Genomic DNA, 16722 nt, shown 5'->3' with positions numbered 1-16722 from the left:
AGACATGTGTAGTCAGTTCTGGAATGGCCGGTTAGGGCCGATAGCGGAAATGGTGTCCGCTCTGCGCCAAAACCGGACGTAGCTACTTTGATGAAGTTCGTGTTTCGACCCCATTGAGGTCATTCGTTCTGCGCGTTTGGAATGGCGGCTTCGAGTCAAAAGCTGTCAATCGGCATCGAAACGGGGCTCTGACTCACTTTTGATGAATTCTGGGCGTCGGCTGGCGTTGGTTTTGCAAAAGGAATCAGCGCCATGGTTCATTCGCTTCGCCCCTCCGCACTCGTGCCCCGAGGCTTTGTCATCGACGAGACAGCTTCTGCTGACGACTCGATAATACTCGCTGTCCGATCGGCGGATATGTCCAGTCCTTGTCCAGGCTGTGGAACAAGATCTGAGCGGATACACAGTCGTTATCATCGACGTCTAACGGATCTTCCCATAGCGGGAAAGTCTGTGCGATTGGTAATTGCCGCACGCCGGTTCTACTGTGACGCAGTGCTGTGTTGCCGAAGGATCTTTGCCGAGCGCTTCGAGGCAGATGTCCTGGCGCCGTGGGCCCGGCGTACTGCGCGGCTTGATCATATCGTCCATCATCTCGGGCTTGCTTTGGGTGGGCGACCGGCGGCGACTATCGCCCGCAGACTGATGGTGCCGGTCAGCAACGACACCTTGCTGCGTGTTGTCCGACGGCGCGGCACCCCGCGTATCGTTCCGCCGACGGTGATCGGCATCGATGACTGGGCATGGCGGCGCAACCAGCGTTACGGGACGATCATCTGCGATCTCGAACGGCGCAAAACCATCGCACTTCTGCCGGACCGAGAGCCGGCAACCGCTCAGGCCTGGCTTTCGGATCAGCAACAGATCAGTATTGTCGCCCGCGATCGCGGTGGCGCCTACGCCCTTGCTGCAGCCAAGGCATTGCCGGACGCAACCCAAGTGGCCGATCGATGGCATTTGATGGAGAACGCCAGTCGGGCATTCCTCGACGCCGTCCGCAAATCGATGCGTCAGATCAGAACAGCGATCGGCTCGGTAACGATCAACCCGGAGCTGCTGACGGCCGCTGAGCGGATCCAATATCAGGGATATCTGCATCGAGAAGACACGAACGCCGTCATTTTGGACTTGGCCAAGTCCGGTGTTGCAATCAAAGAAATCGTTCGTTGCACAGGGCACAGTCGCGGCCTTGTCAGGCGGGTACTACGTGGTCAGCGATCCGACGTGTTCCGCGTGCGGGAGAGCTCCCTTGAAGTTTATCTGCCATGGCTCGACGCGCAGTGGAGCGCCGGTCACCGCAATGGCACACAGTTGTGGCGAGAGCTGACGCGTCAGGGATTCCGGGGCTGCCTTCGTGTTGTCACCGAGTGGGCGACGCGTCGGAGAAAGGCGGAAAAGATGGATTGCGAGGCTTTGAGCCGTACGCCGTCGGCACGGACTGTCGCACGCCTCATGACCATCGGTCGCGACGATCTCTCCAAGTCTCAGACCGTTACGGTTGCCGCGATTGAAGGCGGCGTGCCGCAACTCGTCGAGGCGCGGGAAGTCGTCGCCGCCTTCCAAGCCATGATCCGCAAGAAATCTCTCGCCGATCTCGAATCATGGCTGGAACGGGCCCGATCAAGCTTGGTCGCGGCCTTCGCCAACGGTGTCGCCAAAGACCGGGCAGCCGTGAGTGCCGCGATCAGTTCGCCTTGGTCGAATGGACAGACAGAGGGGCAGATTACCAAGCTCAAGCTTGTAAAACGCCAGATGTACGGCCGAGGGAAAATCGACCTCCTTCAGGCCCGCGTCATTGGCGCCGGATAGACCTCTGACCACCAAAACTGCGTCAGAGCCCTTATTCCATGCCGAAACACAGTGTAAGGCGCCGAGTGAAAAGACAGAGTGCTCCCGTAGCACTTTGTCCTGTCTGCCCAAAAGAAATGGTCACGATGGAGGAGGAGAAAATGGGGGTAATTTTGCATTTCAGGCCATCTGCCGCGCGCGGTGAAGAGAACCAACCTGAAGCAGCTCCGTCATCGCTTTCGGATTTGGAGCAGCTCCTGCAATCTATGCAGGCCGTGAACGGCGCACTGTCTGAAATAAGAAGCCATTTGTTGGCCGAAGACACTCGACGTGCAGCGGCTGGCACGCCAGACTTTTCAGGACAAATCTAGACTTACTCTGGAGTTCGATGTCGAATGGCGCTTTGAATGAGGCCTCTCACGTCTACACGGTCCGTTGCGATGTCCACTTTTGGCGCAAATCGGAAGAAAACAACAAAGCCTAAGAGGCTTACCATCCGCTGTCGGAATTTAGCCTTCAAAACCCGTAAAACCCTGTATTGCAACAGGAAATTGCGAAAAAAAACGGCTGACAAGTCGCATGCCCCGAGAGAGCCCGTGCGCCGATTTCCTTCGCCCGTCTCGCCTCACTGACGTCAAGCAGTCCTTCGATTTCCCGGGTCATTCACTTTCATGAGAGCCATAAGCATCGGCCCGAGTGAAAACTCCCCACGTTCCGAGCGCCTGGTGAGATCCCGAAGATAGCCACCGGCAGATGTAATAAAGTTCGACCGTTCAAGAATGCAGGCCATAGCCACCGCCGCATTTTCCGGCCCCATCGCGCTGCACGCCTCCTCGTAGGCTGACGGACTGACGCCGAGCATGGAGCGCACCACGACGGCGGCCTTCATGAGCTCGCGCCAGTTTTCTATACGTCCGCCGGGACCATAGTCGGCAATCTGCGGGCAGGCCCGAAGTACCATCCCGAGTGGGAAGGCCTTTATTGGCTCTGGCTTGGCCTTCGCTCCCCCGTTCGCCTCGCTCTTGGCCTGACGTTCATCCTCCGGGTTTCCGCCCTGCTCTTTTCCAGAGCTAGGTTCAAGTTCATAGATAGATTCGGTATTTGAATTCTGTATGTGCCGGTCATCCTGGCCGGCATTGCCGTGCATATTTTCAGATTCTAGCTGCATTTCCAGGATGTTCAGGATCTCTGCCCGAAGCAGCTGCATTTCATCGAGTGCGAGGTCTATCTGGGCCCTCTCCGGATAGCGTGGAAGGCGGGCAAGAATGCCGACATAGACCGCTTCTACCTGCCCCCAGTTGCCGGGCGCGCCCTCCTCCACCGCTGCTGAGATGAGCTTGCGCACGTCTCGCCGGCAGATCGTAAGAGCTTCTTTTGTCCGACGGAACCGTGTTCGCTCCGCAACGACATCCTGTGCGATTTGCGCAAGTTCATGGGCGCGAGCCAGAAGAGGGGTCAGATCGAAGCCGTAGGCCTGCTCGACCTCACCGTCACGACTGCGATGGGCGTACCGCTTCCCGTTAGGGCTGTCGCGACGCAAGATGAGCCCCGCCTCAACGAGGGCCGCAAGTTGGCGTCTGAGTGTGCTTTCCGTGATCCCATGAGCGCGAACCGATAGCTGCGCATTGGATGGGAAAACGACGAGCCCGCTGCTCGAATCGAGCTCCCCGTGCGGGTAAAACGTCAGGAGGGCATCGAGAACGGCCAACGCCCGATCCTGAATTCCAAGGCGTTCTCGCGCCTCGCAGACATCGCGAAACACTTTCCACTTTTCAATGCGCGTGTTGTGATCCGGATCCTTGATCGCCATCTGTCTTTTGACCAGGGCAAGCGACATCGACCGCCGCCCAAAGGGCGTCGTCACATCTCCCGTTTGCATTTTTCTCTCACCTTTCTTCAGGCAAAGAAAATCCGCTCACCAAAATGGCGCCAAGACTCTTGACTGTGATTCCGGGAAATGCGATTCTCGATCCTGCTAGAGATGACGAGAGAGGCTTCCACGGTTCGCCGTTTGGGGGCCTTTTTCTTTTGCGGTTTAGTCTCCGTTGGTTTCGTTTTGCGACCCCTTGTACTCCTCGTACAAGCGATCCATGCGAGAAGACAGCCATTCGCTGAAAGGCTTGGCTTCTACATTCGTGAGCTCGATGGCAACCTTCTTCGCTTTGGCGGTCATCGCGAAATTCAGCGAGCGATCAGACGAGATCCAGTCTTTTGCTGCGGTATCGGCTTTGGGCTTTTTCGCAGCCGATTTGGCCTTGTATCGCTTCACGTAGTCATGAAGTTCATCAAACCGCTCGGCTTCAGGAAGCTTTTGAAAGTCGGCCGAAGCTGCGTGCTCAACAGCGACCTTCGAGAGGGCAGGGGCGAGTAGCAACTGCCGGAGGCTGAGCCACCGGTCGCGCCCAATTTTCTTCGATGCACCCAAGACCTGAATGACTGACGCTGGCACGGCCTCGACGACAGCAAGCATCTTCGACAGCATCGCCTCATCGATGGCGAGCGACGAACGAACCGTTTCCTTGTTCATCCCAGACGCTATCAGGTTCTGAGCGAAGTAGGCGCGTTCAATGAAAGACAGGTTTGAACGGGCTGCGTTTTCCTGTCCCTGCACGATCGCGGAGGTGATATCGTCGAGCTTCTTTACGATCGCCTTGACCGGAACTCCGAGTTCGCGAGCCACCCTGAGGCGACGGTGACCGAACACGACCATGTATCGCTTGGCATCCATGGAACTCGGGCGGACAAGGATAGGCGTCGTCTGTCCCGATTCCTTGATTGCCTGAAGCAGTTCCTGAAATTCTTCCCCGTCGTCTGAAAGGCGGTCGGCCACGAAGGACACGTCAATCAATCGCGGATCGAGATCCACGATCACCTCACCTTCCATGAGCTTCTTGGTGTTCTCGGCCATATCTTCAATGGAGCGAACAACCGTCTTGGCGGCGCCTGTCATGCCATAACCAGGCTTTGTCGGCGTCTGGCTCGCCGAGATTGCGTCCATATCCAGACTGGCGAACGGATTTTTACGGGACATAGGCGCACTCCAAATCTTGCGTCAACGCCGGTAAGGGACTGGCAAAGTTAGAACAATTGGCGAAAAAAACGGCTGACAAGCTGCTCATTTCCTCCCCCAAACCCCATGGATGAGTTCCACGATTTCGGCGTTGGTAGAATTCAAGCTCTCCATGGCCCTGTCATAGGTTGCCCGGACAAATTCACCCCGCTCAACCTCGTACAGGGTTTGCTTCTTGATGGACGCGTCGGAAATCGCAGTGGACTTAAGAACGTGGTTTCTCAGCATTTGCTGTGCGAACATCGACTGCATGAACCCGACCATCTGTGCCTGCGGAATATCCGTGGGCTCAAAGCGGGTGATAAGATACCGGAACCACTGAACACGCATCTCGGCCCCGGCCTCCGCAACCGGCCCCATGATGCCCCCGAGCATCATGAGAAACTGGCTCATCGACATGATGTCCAGCATCTGAGGATGAATGGTGATAAGGATCCCGGTCGAAGCCATGAGGGCGGTAATCGTCAAATAGCCCAGTTGAGGAGGGCAATCGATGACGACTACATCGTACTTGTCATCCACCTGCTTCAGAGCGCTGGCGATCCGCATATAGAACAGTCGGCCATCCTCCCCCTTCTTGGAGGAAATCGCCAGTGGCACGTCATATTCGTATTCCTGCAGAACCAGGTTGGCGGGCACGACATCCAGTCCAGGAATGTTGGTCGGCTGGATGACGTCAGCGATTGACTTCCGCTCGTCGTCAAATCGAAGAGCCTCATAAAGAGAGGCAGTATCGTCAAGCTCCGGCTGGATCCCGAAAAGCGACGTGAGTGAAGCCTGTGGGTCAAGATCGATCGCCAGCACACGATGGCCGGTGAGGGCGAGATATTGCGCCAAATGCGCGGCAGTGGTGGTCTTGCCGCTTCCGCCCTTGAAGTTGACGACCGATACAACCTGCATCGGCTCTCCTTCTTTACGCCTTGGCACATAGTATCTCTTGTCGGACTTCTTGTTTGCCTCAAGATAGTCCCGAAGCTCGAGCATCTGGTCAGCTGTATAGTATCGGCGCCCACCGATGGACTCAATCTCGGGTCCTTTCCCGTCAGAGTGCAGTTGCCTCAGATGCGTCTGAGTGACACCCATGAAGTCCGCTACTTCAGCAAGCTGAAACTTGCGCAGCCCCTTGCGAGCATCAGGCGGGTACTGCTGGCTGCGCAACATATGCAACGCGCTTGAGATCTTCGCCCCTTGCTCGGCAATCTCAATATCAAATCTGTTGGGCAGCATATTGCTCATTTTGCGAACTATTTCCCGGAGGTCGTCAGTTTCGAAAAAATGGCTCGAACGCCATCATTTGCGAAACTATCCTGCGATTCCGGCATCGTCGCAAGAGATTTAAAGTTAACAAGTAGTTAACGGGACTGCCGGAGGGGCTGACAGAATATCGATTCATCCAAAGACTTCCGCATGTTAGCCCGGCTTTGTCCGCCGGCACCACTGAACGCGAAATGCAGATCTGCACCTCTTATCAACATCCTAGAACCCGGTTCCCAACCGGCGTTTGAGACGTATAGCGCCGATTCGGTAGAATCACTGGGTGCAAATCTGCACATAGCCACACGCAACACGAGATGATTTCCCTTCGCCTGACCAGTTCATGCGGAGATCACAATGCAGATTCTGAGCGTCTCGGCCAACCACTACGCAAGCAACCGCAACTACCTGAACCAGATGCACCGTCTTAGGGCCGCCGTGTTTGGCGACCGCCTGGAATGGGATGTCACGATTACGGACCAGGGAGAGCGGGATCAGTACGATGATCTCCACCCAACCTACATTCTGACGATCTCAACCGACCAGAAAGTCGTCGGCTGCGCGCGCCTGCTGCCTGCATCTGGCCCGACGATGCTGGAGCAGACATTCGCGCAACTGCTGGAGCGCGGTTCGCTCGACCCCCATGCCGCAATGGTCGAGAGCTCACGCTTCTGCGTCGACACGTCGCTTCAAGCGGGGAGGAGAGGTAGCCTCCATCACGTCACGCTCACCATGTTCGCCGGCATCATCGAATGGTCGATGGCGAACGGTTACAGCGAGATCGTCACCGCGACCGATCTTCGTTTTGAACGGATCCTGAAGCGTGCGGGCTGGCCAATGCACCGCCTCGGCAATCCGGTTGCGATCGGGAACACCGTCGCCGTCGCGGGCAGTCTGCCGGCTGATCGCGCCAGCTTCGAACAGGTCTGCCCGCCAGGATACCGCTCGGCAATCGTGCGCAACGGTTCCGGCCTCTTCAGGAGCGCCGCGTGACCCAACTCCGCTCCCATCCCCGCCTCGTGCGCAAACTCCAGGACGCCCTCGGCGACCAGCTCTGCATCGCACTCGACGACGCGACGGTCGTCGAGATCATGCTCAATCCCGACGGAAAGCTATTCATCGAACGGTTGGGGCACGGGGTCGCCCCGGCCGGCGCCATGAGCGCTGCCACGGCCGAAATCGTCATCGGCAGCGTCGCCCATGCGCTGCAATCGGAAGCAGACGATGAACGGCCGATCATTTCAGGCGAACTACCGATCGGTGGTCACAGGTTCGAGGGGTTGCTGCCGCCCGTGGTATCGGCGCCAGCGTTTACCATCCGGCGGCGAGCATCGCGGCTCATTCCGCTGGACGACTACGTGACATCGAAGGTGATGACCGAAGCGCAGGCCTCGGTTTTGCGAAGCGCGATCGCCTCGCGCATGAACATCGTCATCTCAGGCGGAACCGGGTCGGGAAAGACGACGCTTGCCAATGCCGTTATCGCCGAGATTGTCGCAACAGCCCCCGACGATCGCATGGTCATCCTGGAAGACACCGCCGAGATCCGGTGCTCGGCAGAAAATGCCGTGTCGCTTCACACCACCGACACGGTCGATATGGCCCGGCTGCTGAAAAGCACAATGCGTCTCAGACCCGACCGCATCATCGTCGGCGAGGTCCGGGACGGCGCGGCACTGACGCTGCTCAAGGCCTGGAACACCGGCCATCCCGGAGGCGTCACCACGATCCATTCCAATACGGCGATGTCAGCACTCCGCCGGCTGGAGCAGCTGACGGCGGAAGCGAGCCAGCAGCCGATGCAGGAGGTGATCGGCGAGGCCGTCGATCTGGTCGTTTCCATCGAGCGCACGGGCAAGGGCAGACGGGTCCGGGACGTGATCCATGTCGAGGGGTTCAGCAATGCCCGCTACCGGACCGAACACTACGCCCAGATTGATGAGGACAGCCATGCCGCATGAGACAAGGATAAATCTCGCCACCCTAGGCCTCGCCACCATCGCTTTAACCCTCGCAGAACCGGCACTGGCCTCCTCGGGCGGCGGCGGCCTGCCATGGGAGTCGCCGCTGCAGCAGATCCAGCAATCGATCACCGGACCCGTCGCCGGCTTTATTGCCCTGGCAGCCGTTGCCATCGCCGGCGGCATGCTGATCTTCGGTGGCGAACTGAATGATTTCGCGAGAAGGCTTTGCTACGTCGCCCTCGTCGGTGGGGTTCTGTTGGGCGCCACGCAGATCGTCGCCCTCTTCGGCGCGACCGGCGCCAGCATCGGCGAGGCCGAAGCGCGATCGGCGTCTCACATCACCGAGCCGACGCCAATGGATCGCCCGGAAGGGGAGGGGGCGCATGGCTGATGCCGGTTCGAACCTCTCCCGCTCGCGTGTGCATCGGGCGCTGTCGCGTCCGAACCTGCTGATGGGTGCCGACCGCGAGCTCGTGCTGCTCACGGCGCTTGCCGCCGTCATCCTGATCTTCGTCGTGCTGACCTGGTATGCGGCGCTGTTCGGCATCGCGATCTGGCTGATTGCAGTCGGGGCGTTGCGCATGATGGCGAAAGCCGATCCGCTGATGCGACGGGTCTATATCCGCCACATCTCTTACAAGGCGTTCTATCGCGCGACGTCGTCGCCCTGGCGCAAGTTCTGAGGGTTTTCGATGGTTGCCCTCAAAACCTTTCGCCATTCTGGGCCGTCCTTTGCCGATCTCGTGCCCTATGCCGGCCTGGTCGACAACGGCGTGATCCTGCTCAAGGACGGTTCGCTGATGGCCGGCTGGTATTTCGCCGGACCGGACAGCGAGAGCTCGACCGACGCCGAACGCAACGAGGTGTCGCGGCAGATCAACGCGATCCTGTCTCGGCTCGGCTCCGGATGGATGATTCAGGTCGAGGCGGTTCGCGTGCCGACGGATGATTATCCGGTCGATACCGATTGCCACTTCCCCGATCCGGTCACGCGGGCGATCGACGCCGAACGGCGGGCGCATTTCCAGAAGGAGAGGGGGCATTTCGAGAGCCGGCACGCACTGATCCTGACCTGGCGGCCGCCGGAGCCGCGGCGCGCGGGGCTGACCCGCTATATCTATTCGGATCCAGCCAGCCGCTCCGCCACCTATGCCGACAAGGCATTGGAGACGTTTCTGACCTCGATCCGCGAGGTCGAACAATATCTCGCCAATGTCGTGTCGGTCCGCCGGATGATGACGCGCGAGACCGAACAACGCGGCGGCTTCCGGGTCGCTCGCTATGACGAGCTCTTCCAGTTCATCCGCTTTTGCATTACCGGCGAGAACCACCCGGTCCGTCTTCCGGACATCCCGATGTATCTCGACTGGCTGGTGACGGCCGAGTTGCAGCACGGGCTGACACCGCTCGTCGAGAACCGTTTTCTCGGCGTCGTGGCGATCGATGGCCTGCCGGCCGAGAGCTGGCCGGGGATCCTCAACAGCCTCGACCTGATGCCGCTCACCTATCGCTGGTCATCGCGTTTCATCTTCCTCGATGCCGAGGAGGCAAGGGCAAGGCTCGAACGCACCCGCAAGAAATGGCAGCAGAAAGTCAGACCTTTCTTCGACCAGCTGTTTCAGACCCAGTCGCGCTCAGTCGATCAGGACGCCGTGTTGATGGTGGCCGAGACCGAGGACGCGATCGCCGAAGCCTCATCCCAGCTCGTCGCCTATGGCTATTACACGCCCGTGATCGTCCTCTTCGACGAGGACCAGTCTCGCCTCCAGGAGAAGTGCGAGGCGGTCCGCCGGCTGATCCAGGCGGAAGGTTTCGGTGCACGGATCGAAACGCTGAATGCGACCGATGCCTTTTTCGGCAGCCTGCCGGGCGTTTCCTATGCCAACATCCGCGAGCCGCTGATCAATACGCGCAATCTCGCCGATCTTATCCCGCTCAATAGCGTCTGGTCGGGAAGCCCAACGGCGCCTTGCCCCTTCTATCCGCCTGGCTCGCCGCCGCTGATGCAGGTTGCCTCGGGCTCGACACCGTTCCGGCTGAACCTGCATGTCAATGATGTCGGGCACACGCTGATCTTCGGGCCGACCGGCTCAGGCAAATCCACCTTGCTGGCACTGATCGCCGCGCAGTTCCGGCGCTACGCAGACGCGCAGGTCTTCGCCTTCGACAAGGGCGGCTCAATGCTGCCGCTGACGCTGGGGCTCAATGGCGATCACTACCAGATCGGCGGCGATTTCGCTTCTTCAGCGGAAGGCGAGGGGAGGGGACTCGCCTTCTGCCCGCTCGCCGAACTTTCGACCGATGGCGACCGCGCCTGGGCGTCGGAATGGATCGAGATCCTGGTGGCGCTGCAGGGTGTGACCCTCACGCCGGACTATCGCAACGCCATCTCCAGGCAGATCGGGCTGATGGCGGAATCGCGCGGCCGGTCGCTCTCCGATTTTGTATCCGGCGTCCAGATGCGCGAGATCAAGGACGCTCTGCACCACTACACCGTGGACGGTCCGATGGGCCAGCTTCTCGATGCCGAGGAAGACGGACTGGCGCTCGGTGCGTTCCAGTGCTTCGAGATCGAGGAACTGATGAACATGGGCGAGCGCAATCTCGTGCCGGTGCTGACCTACCTGTTCCGTCGCATCGAGAAACGTCTGACCGGTGCACCCAGCCTGATCATCCTCGACGAGGCCTGGCTGATGCTCGGCCATCCGGTTTTCCGCGACAAGATTCGTGAGTGGCTGAAGGTCCTGCGCAAGGCGAACTGCGCCGTCGTGCTCGCCACCCAGTCGATCTCAGATGCGGAGCGCTCGGGCATCATCGACGTACTGAAGGAATCCTGCCCGACAAAAATCTGCCTGCCGAATGGAGCTGCCCGCGAGCCCGGCACGCGAGAGTTCTATGAGCGCATCGGCTTCAACGAACGGCAGATCGAGATCGTCGCGACGGCGCTTCCAAAGCGCGAATACTACGTCGTCTCGCCCGAGGGCCGCAGACTCTTCGACATGGCGCTCGGCCCCGTCGCGCTCTCCTTTGTCGGGGCATCCGGCAAGGAAGATCTGAAGCGCATCCGCGCCCTGCATTCCGAACACGGGGCCACATGGCCTTGTCCTTGGCTCCAGCAAAGGGGGATCGCCCATGCCGAAACACTCTTCCCGGCCAAGTAAGGTGGCGTGCGCCACCTTTATGGCGGCTATTATGCTCTCCACGACTCTACCAGTCCCCGCTCAGGCCGGCGGCGTCACCGGGCAGGCGACCGAGTGGACACAGCTCGCCAACAATGCCGAGCTAGTCTCGCTGGTCGGCAAATCAGCGGAACAGGTGAACAACCAGATCACCCAGATCTCCCAGCTTGCCGAGCAGATCCAGAACCAGCTCAACATCTACAACAATCTCCTGCAGAACACGGCGCAGCTTCCGAACCACATCTGGGGCCAGGTCGAAAGCGACCTGAAGAGCCTGCAGGACGTCGTCGCGCAAGGACAGGGCGTCGCCTTCTCGATGGGCAATATCGATGACGTGCTGAAGCAGCGTTTCCAGAGTTTCTCGGAGATGAAGAGCAATCTGCCGGACGGGGCGAGCTTCTCCACGACCTACCATAATTGGTCCGACACCAATCGTGACACGATCGCCGGAGCGCTGAAGGCGGCGAACCTGACGGCCGACCAGTTCTCGAGCGAAGAGAGCACAATGTCGTCGCTGCGCTCGATGTCAGAATCGGCGGACGGCCAGATGAAGGCGCTGCAGGTCGGACACCAGATCGCCGCCCAACAGGTTGCGCAGATGCAGAAGTTGCGAGGCCTCGTGTCCCAGCAGATGACCATGATGGGCACGTGGTTCCAGTCCGAGCAGGCACAGAAGGACCTGGCGCAGGCGCGGCGGGAGCAGTTCTTCAGCGGGACCGAGCGTGACATCCGCAGCGGCCAGACGATGGAGCCCCGCTGGTGAGCCCGCGTCTGATTATCATCCTCGTATTGGCGGGCATCGCCGCACTCGGCGCCGGCATCGTCACCTGGAACGTGGTCCAGTCGCGTCCAGTGCCCGTGTCAGGATCGAGCGCGGTATCGACGCCACCTGCCTCCGAGGCAGAGCGCCGCGAACACCGGGAAAAGTTCTTCAGTGGCGATCCGGACCGCGACATCCGCGGTGGCCAGGAGATGAAGCCGCGATGGTAATCGTCCACCCCTCCCGAAAGCTGGAGCTCGTGTTCATTTCGATCGGTCTCATCCTGTTGGTTTCGACACCGGCGCTTGCCCAACAGGGATCGGTTCTAACCACACTGGAAAATTCCGTCGTCACGGCCGCCAAGGGCTGGGAGACGACAGTGATGAACGCGGCGCGTTCGCTGTTCTGGATCCTGGCTGGCATCGAGGTCGGGGTCGCCGCGGTTTGGCTGGCGATCAACGCCGCGTCACTTGACAGCTGGTTCGCCGAGCTCGTCCGGCGGATCATGTTCATCGGCCTCTTCGCCTTCATCCTCGACCAGGGTCCGTCCTTCGCGAAAGCCGTGGTCGATAGCCTCTACCAGATCGGCGCCGGCGGCGGCTCGGCCTCACCGGCAAACATTTTTGATGCCGGCATTCGGGTCGCGACAAAAATGTCCGAACAGGCGAAGTTCGGTTTGTGGGAAGACAATGCACTGGCGATCGCCGCGGTCTTCGCCATGGTCGTGGTCGTCGTCTCCTTCTCACTGGTTGCCGCGATTTTCGTCGCCGTCATGGTCGAGATGTATGTCGGCCTGCTCGCCGGCATGATCATGCTCGGTCTCGGCGGCTCGTCCTTCACCAAGGATTTTGCGGTCAAATATCTTGTCTATGCCTTCTCCGTCGGCATGAAACTGATGGCGCTGGTAATGATCGCCAAGATCGGCTCCGACATCCTGCTGGGGCTCGCCGAGGCGCCGACGGCCACCTCCGAGCAGTTCATCACCACGCTTGCGATCGCCGGCATCTCGGTGGTGGTCTTCGTCATCGCCATGTATGTGCCGCCGATCCTGCAGGGCGTGGTCCAGGGCGCCTCCATAGCCGGCGGCATGGAAGCGATCCGCCACGGCGGCCAGGCAGCGACCTTTGCAGCCGGCGGCGCTTTCCTCGGTGCGAGTGCTGCAACGAAAGGGGCGCAGACAGCGAGTTCGGCGCGGGCAGGGGGCTCGTCGATGGCGGGTGCAGCACTGCGCGGCATGGCGTCCGGTATTGGAAGCGCTGGATGGGCTGCCGGATCGGCAGCCAAGGATAAGGCGATCGCGTCTCCCGGTGCCTATGCCGGGTCACTGCTCGGGCTTGCCAACGCCAAGCTCGACCAGGCGCGTCAGCCGGGCCGACCAACATCGCCACCTCCGCCCCCACCCATCAACGAGAACAAGTAGCTGGAGGTTTATCCCCATGGCCGGACGCAATCCGCCAAATATTCCCCATATCGCCAATCCTTATCTCGCTGCGCGCAACGAATGGAACGAGCGCTATGGCTCCTATGTGAAGGCGGCCGCGGCCTGGCGCATCGTCGGCATCACGGGCATGACCATGGCGGTGATCGGCTTCACTTACGCACTTTATCAAAGCACGCAGGTGAAGCTCGTTCCCTATATCGTCGAGGTCGACAAGCTCGGAACGGCCTCCAATGCCGGCTTCCCGCAGCAGATCGAATATGCCGACCCGCGTGTGGTGCGCGCCACGCTCGGCAGCTTCGTCTCGAATTTCCGGAGCGTGACGCCGGATGCGGTGGTGCAGAAGCAATATATCGACCGGACGTATGCGCTACTCAGGACCTCGGACCCTGCAACAGAGAAGGTCAATGCCTGGTTCCGTTCCAATTCGCCCTTCGAGAAAGCGAAGACTGCGACGGTGGCGGTCGAGGTCAACAACATCGTCGCTCTATCGAACCAGTCCTATCAGGTTGACTGGACCGAATTCGAGCGCGACCGCCGCGGCAAGGAGACGGCCACCCGCCGCTTCCGCGGCATCGCAACCGTGACCCTCACGCCACCGCAGGACGAGGGCGTCATCCGTCTCAACCCCATCGGTCTCTATGTCAGGGACTTCGACTGGACTGCGCAGCTTTGAAAGGCATGGCCCGAACATGAATATCCGATTTGAGAATTATTCGGCCATGCTGACTGCCGGCGCCATCATATCGGCGGCGCTGGCGTTCTCCGCCCTTGCACATCTCGATGCAGTTGCGGCCGATGGCGTCACAGCCAATGAGGCGAAGGGCGTGAGCATCTCCGGCCAGTGGCGCGGATCGCGTGGTCTCGTGACCAAGGGCGCCGACGGCAAGGTGATCTTTCTTTACGGCGAGGTTCAGCCGTCGGTCGTCTGCTCACCTCTGCAGGTGTGCGACATCGAGCTTCAGGGAGGCGAGGTCGTTCGCGACGTACTCGTTGGCGACACTGTGCGGTGGAAGATCGAACCTGCCACATCAGGGGCGGCGGGCGGCCAGGCGATCCACTTGATCGTCAAGCCGTCTGAGCCCGGTCTCCTCACCTCGATGGTGGTGACGACATCACGGCGGACGTATCATATCCAGCTCAAATCGCATTCGAGCCAATATATGGCCCGCGTCGGCTTCGAATATCCGGAAGACGTTTCGGCGAAACTCGCCGACATCAATGCCCGCCTCGAGGCGAGCACCATACCCGGCGCCGGCGTTCCGGCCGAGCAGCTCAACTTCTCCTATTCGGTCTCAGGCAGGGCCGGCTGGCGGCCGACACGGGTCTACTCCGATGGCCTGAAAACCTACATCCAGTTCCCGCGCTCGATTTCCGGCCAGGATGCACCGGTTCTCTTCGTTACATCTGGCGGCCAGAACCGCATCGTCAACTACCGGATGAAGGGCGACATGATGGTGGTCGATTATCATGTCGATCGCGCGGTGCTCGTCTCCGGCGTCGGCTGGAAACAGGAGAAGGTGACGATCAGAAGGGGAGGGCAGTGATGCGAACCTTTGCCGACAATCTCCTCTTGCGCCCCATCCGCACCCTTGCCACAGCCTTCGCCCTCACCATACTCCTTTCCGGATGCCAGTCGTTGGGGACTAACGGTCTCGTCGCCAGCAACGCACCGGCGGAAATCTCCGGCCCGGCGGCAAGCGCCATCGCCGGCGATATGGTCAGCCGGCTTGCCGAGCAGATCGGCCCTGGCAAGGCGACCGTTGCGCTGAAGGCAGATACTTCACCCTTCGGGCAGGCTCTGGAGGCGGCGCTGAAAGGCTGGGGTTATGGCGTCGTAACGGACCAGAAGACGGACGACGGCACGAAGATCATCCCACTCGCCTATATGATCGTGCCCTTCGACGGACAAGTGCTGGCGCGTCTTTCGACCGATAATGTCGAACTTGGCCGCGCCTACACCGTGACTGCCAGCGGTGCTGCGCCTGCGAGCGCACTCTCGCTGATGCGACGTGGCTGAAGGGAAGCATCATGGTCCAATCCTTGCAACTCGGTGGCACAACAAATGCTGAGGCGGAATCAGGCATCAAGCGGATCAATCGCCTGCCGACTATAGTGGTGATCGTGCTGGTCATCGCTTTCCTGGGCGTGATTTTCTACGGGCTTTCCTCCCGTGGTCTCTACTTCGGAAAGGACAGCGGTCCCGAAACGAGCTCGGGCAATCCGGCCTCGACCTTCGCCGACCAGATCAAGCGCGGCGTGACGGACGGCATCATCGGCGAGCCGCAGCAACAGACCACGTTCCAGCCGACACCCGTCGAGACAAGACAGGACGAGAAGGCGAACAATCCCTTCACGCCGCAGCCGGGACAAAACCAGGAACAGCAGCGCGGGCAGGAGTTGGAAAACGAAGCGGTCTGGCGCGCCCGCCTCGAGCGCGAGCAGAGGGAGCAATACCTGCGCGAGCGCCATCGCCAGCGGATGGCTCGATTGCAGGCGAATGACGCGGCCTATGACGCGCCGCTCGCGATTGACCGTAGCAAGCTGGAGGCGAGGGCAGACGAGACAAACTCGGCAAGAACGACTACGAACGCTGCGTCATCGACGACCACCGACGCCACCTCGGATCTATATGCCGCCGCGTTGCGGGCCGGGCTCGGGGGGCAGAATGTCGATCCGAACGGACAGTCCTCCAAGGAGGACTTTTTCAACGCCGATCTCAAAGAACTCGGATATCTCCCCAATCGGGTCGTGCCTCAGCAATCACCGTATGAACTCAAGCGCGGTTCGGTCATTCCGGCGACGCTCATATCAGGCATCAATTCGGACCTTCCCGGTCGCATCACAGCCCAGGTAAGTCAGAATGTCTACGATAGCGCTACAGGGCATCGCCTGCTGATCCCGCAAGGAGCGAAGCTCTTCGGGCGCTACGACAGCAAGGTGTCGTTCGGGCAAAGTCGCGTTCTCGTCGTCTGGACCGATATCATCTTCCCTGATGGATCCACGCTACAGATTGGCGGGATGGCGGGCACGGACACGCAAGGGTACGGTGGCTTCCACGACAAGGTGAACAACCATTATTGGAGGACGTTCGGCTCAGCGGCGCTGATCGCGCTGATTGGAACCGGGATCGATGCGTCAATACCCGAAAGTTCGACGCTTGCCACGCAGGATAGGGGCTCCGTGGGCATTTCTACATTAATACACGCTAAGGGAATTTGAAGTTGTTTGGATTGAAGCGGTTAGCCCGGATTGGCCTGAAGCGTTCG

The 16722-nt window shown here is 60.1% G+C and carries 17 protein-coding genes; 14 read left to right on the top strand and 3 right to left on the bottom strand.

The window, feature by feature from the left end; all coding sequences use genetic code 11:
- The first annotated feature begins 252 nt into the window (after positions 1–252).
- Both CRO48_RS27580 and CRO48_RS31905 read left to right on the top strand, forming a co-directional pair.
- On the top strand, positions 253–1809 hold the full coding sequence (locus CRO48_RS27580) for an ISL3 family transposase (RefSeq protein ID WP_097142919.1): 1557 nt from the start codon (positions 253–255) through the stop codon (positions 1807–1809).
- A 125-nt stretch (positions 1810–1934) separates the two neighbouring features.
- Positions 1935–2159 (top strand): hypothetical protein, encoded by a 225-nt coding sequence (locus CRO48_RS31905; RefSeq protein ID WP_141402138.1) that lies wholly within the window; start codon positions 1935–1937, stop codon positions 2157–2159.
- A 263-nt stretch (positions 2160–2422) separates the two neighbouring features.
- On the opposite strand, the gene repC is transcribed toward CRO48_RS31905, so the two are convergent.
- The 3 genes from repC to repA all read right to left on the bottom strand — a co-directional run bounded on the left by repC (position 2423) and on the right by repA (position 6094).
- Complete coding sequence (gene repC / locus CRO48_RS27575) at positions 2423–3667, bottom strand: plasmid replication protein RepC (protein WP_097142918.1); 1245 nt, start codon at positions 3665–3667, stop codon at positions 2423–2425.
- Positions 3668–3823: 156 nt separating this feature from the next.
- Positions 3824–4819 carry a plasmid partitioning protein RepB gene (repB, locus tag CRO48_RS27570; RefSeq protein ID WP_097142917.1) on the bottom strand — a complete coding sequence of 332 codons (996 nt, stop codon included), beginning with the start codon at positions 4817–4819 and terminating at the stop codon, positions 3824–3826.
- A gap of 84 nt (positions 4820–4903) precedes the next feature.
- Complete coding sequence (gene repA, locus CRO48_RS27565) at positions 4904–6094, bottom strand: plasmid partitioning protein RepA (protein WP_097142916.1); 1191 nt, start codon at positions 6092–6094, stop codon at positions 4904–4906.
- A gap of 375 nt (positions 6095–6469) precedes the next feature.
- Here repA and traI point away from each other — a divergent pair, with 375 nt between their 5' ends.
- Genes traI through trbI form a run of 12 tightly spaced genes read left to right on the top strand, consistent with a single transcriptional unit; the run spans position 6470 to position 16675 of the window.
- On the top strand, positions 6470–7105 hold the full coding sequence (traI, locus tag CRO48_RS27560) for an acyl-homoserine-lactone synthase (protein ID WP_097142915.1): 636 nt from the start codon (positions 6470–6472) through the stop codon (positions 7103–7105).
- Complete coding sequence (gene trbB, locus CRO48_RS27555) at positions 7102–8073, top strand: P-type conjugative transfer ATPase TrbB (RefSeq protein WP_064334923.1); 972 nt, start codon at positions 7102–7104, stop codon at positions 8071–8073. The genes traI and trbB overlap by 4 nt, the downstream gene beginning before the upstream one ends.
- The gene (gene trbC, locus CRO48_RS27550; RefSeq protein WP_097142914.1) at positions 8063–8467 is read left to right on the top strand and encodes a conjugal transfer pilin TrbC; all 405 of its coding nucleotides are present in this window, start codon (positions 8063–8065) and stop codon (positions 8465–8467) included. The genes trbB and trbC overlap by 11 nt, the downstream gene beginning before the upstream one ends.
- Positions 8460–8759 (top strand): conjugal transfer protein TrbD, encoded by a 300-nt coding sequence (locus CRO48_RS27545; RefSeq protein ID WP_097142913.1) that lies wholly within the window; start codon positions 8460–8462, stop codon positions 8757–8759. Before trbC ends, CRO48_RS27545 begins: the two co-directional genes overlap by 8 nt.
- A gap of 9 nt (positions 8760–8768) precedes the next feature.
- Complete coding sequence (locus tag CRO48_RS27540; protein ID WP_097142912.1) at positions 8769–11237, top strand: conjugal transfer protein TrbE; 2469 nt, start codon at positions 8769–8771, stop codon at positions 11235–11237.
- Entirely contained in the window at positions 11209–12018 is an 810-nt protein-coding gene (gene trbJ / locus CRO48_RS27535; RefSeq protein ID WP_097142911.1) for a P-type conjugative transfer protein TrbJ, read from the top strand. The genes CRO48_RS27540 and trbJ overlap by 29 nt, the downstream gene beginning before the upstream one ends.
- Positions 12015–12245, top strand: a complete 231-nt coding sequence (trbK, locus tag CRO48_RS27530; protein ID WP_097142910.1) for an entry exclusion protein TrbK — start codon at positions 12015–12017, stop codon at positions 12243–12245. Before trbJ ends, trbK begins: the two co-directional genes overlap by 4 nt.
- Positions 12239–13435, top strand: coding sequence for a P-type conjugative transfer protein TrbL (gene trbL, locus CRO48_RS27525; protein ID WP_097142909.1), 1197 nt, complete (start codon positions 12239–12241; stop codon positions 13433–13435). Before trbK ends, trbL begins: the two co-directional genes overlap by 7 nt.
- 16 nt (positions 13436–13451) lie before the next feature.
- A complete protein-coding gene (locus CRO48_RS27520) occupies positions 13452–14129 on the top strand; it encodes a conjugal transfer protein TrbF (protein WP_097142908.1) in 678 nt (225 codons plus the stop codon).
- Between the two features lie 16 nt (positions 14130–14145).
- Positions 14146–15000 carry a P-type conjugative transfer protein TrbG gene (gene trbG / locus CRO48_RS27515; RefSeq protein WP_097142907.1) on the top strand — a complete coding sequence of 285 codons (855 nt, stop codon included), beginning with the start codon at positions 14146–14148 and terminating at the stop codon, positions 14998–15000.
- Entirely contained in the window at positions 15000–15473 is a 474-nt protein-coding gene (gene trbH, locus CRO48_RS27510; protein WP_097142906.1) for a conjugal transfer protein TrbH, read from the top strand. The genes trbG and trbH overlap by 1 nt, the downstream gene beginning before the upstream one ends.
- An 11-nt stretch (positions 15474–15484) precedes the next feature.
- Positions 15485–16675 (top strand): IncP-type conjugal transfer protein TrbI, encoded by a 1191-nt coding sequence (gene trbI / locus CRO48_RS27505; protein WP_245423689.1) that lies wholly within the window; start codon positions 15485–15487, stop codon positions 16673–16675.
- Positions 16676–16722 lie beyond the last annotated feature (47 nt).

This window comes from Rhizobium subbaraonis (assembly GCF_900220975.1).
GTDB lineage: Bacteria > Pseudomonadota > Alphaproteobacteria > Rhizobiales > Rhizobiaceae > Mycoplana > Mycoplana subbaraonis.
This window is presented reverse-complemented; position numbering and strand designations above follow the sequence as displayed.

Bases quoted from the DNA above. Each gene is read 5' to 3' on its own strand.
- CRO48_RS27580 (WP_097142919.1), top strand. From the start codon at position 253: ATGGTTCATTCGCTTCGCCCCTCCGCACTCGTGCCCCGAGGCTTTGTC.
- CRO48_RS31905 (WP_141402138.1), top strand. From the start codon at position 1,935: ATGGAGGAGGAGAAAATGGGGGTAATTTTGCATTTCAGGCCATCTGCC.
- repC (WP_097142918.1), bottom strand. From the start codon at position 3,667: ATGCAAACGGGAGATGTGACGACGCCCTTTGGGCGGCGGTCGATGTCG.
- repB (WP_097142917.1), bottom strand. From the start codon at position 4,819: ATGTCCCGTAAAAATCCGTTCGCCAGTCTGGATATGGACGCAATCTCG.
- repA (WP_097142916.1), bottom strand. From the start codon at position 6,094: ATGAGCAATATGCTGCCCAACAGATTTGATATTGAGATTGCCGAGCAA.
- traI (WP_097142915.1), top strand. From the start codon at position 6,470: ATGCAGATTCTGAGCGTCTCGGCCAACCACTACGCAAGCAACCGCAAC.
- trbC (WP_097142914.1), top strand. From the start codon at position 8,063: ATGCCGCATGAGACAAGGATAAATCTCGCCACCCTAGGCCTCGCCACC.
- CRO48_RS27545 (WP_097142913.1), top strand. From the start codon at position 8,460: ATGGCTGATGCCGGTTCGAACCTCTCCCGCTCGCGTGTGCATCGGGCG.
- CRO48_RS27540 (WP_097142912.1), top strand. From the start codon at position 8,769: ATGGTTGCCCTCAAAACCTTTCGCCATTCTGGGCCGTCCTTTGCCGAT.
- trbJ (WP_097142911.1), top strand. From the start codon at position 11,209: ATGCCGAAACACTCTTCCCGGCCAAGTAAGGTGGCGTGCGCCACCTTT.
- trbL (WP_097142909.1), top strand. From the start codon at position 12,239: ATGGTAATCGTCCACCCCTCCCGAAAGCTGGAGCTCGTGTTCATTTCG.
- CRO48_RS27520 (WP_097142908.1), top strand. From the start codon at position 13,452: ATGGCCGGACGCAATCCGCCAAATATTCCCCATATCGCCAATCCTTAT.
- trbG (WP_097142907.1), top strand. From the start codon at position 14,146: ATGAATATCCGATTTGAGAATTATTCGGCCATGCTGACTGCCGGCGCC.
- trbH (WP_097142906.1), top strand. From the start codon at position 15,000: ATGCGAACCTTTGCCGACAATCTCCTCTTGCGCCCCATCCGCACCCTT.
- trbI (WP_245423689.1), top strand. From the start codon at position 15,485: ATGGTCCAATCCTTGCAACTCGGTGGCACAACAAATGCTGAGGCGGAA.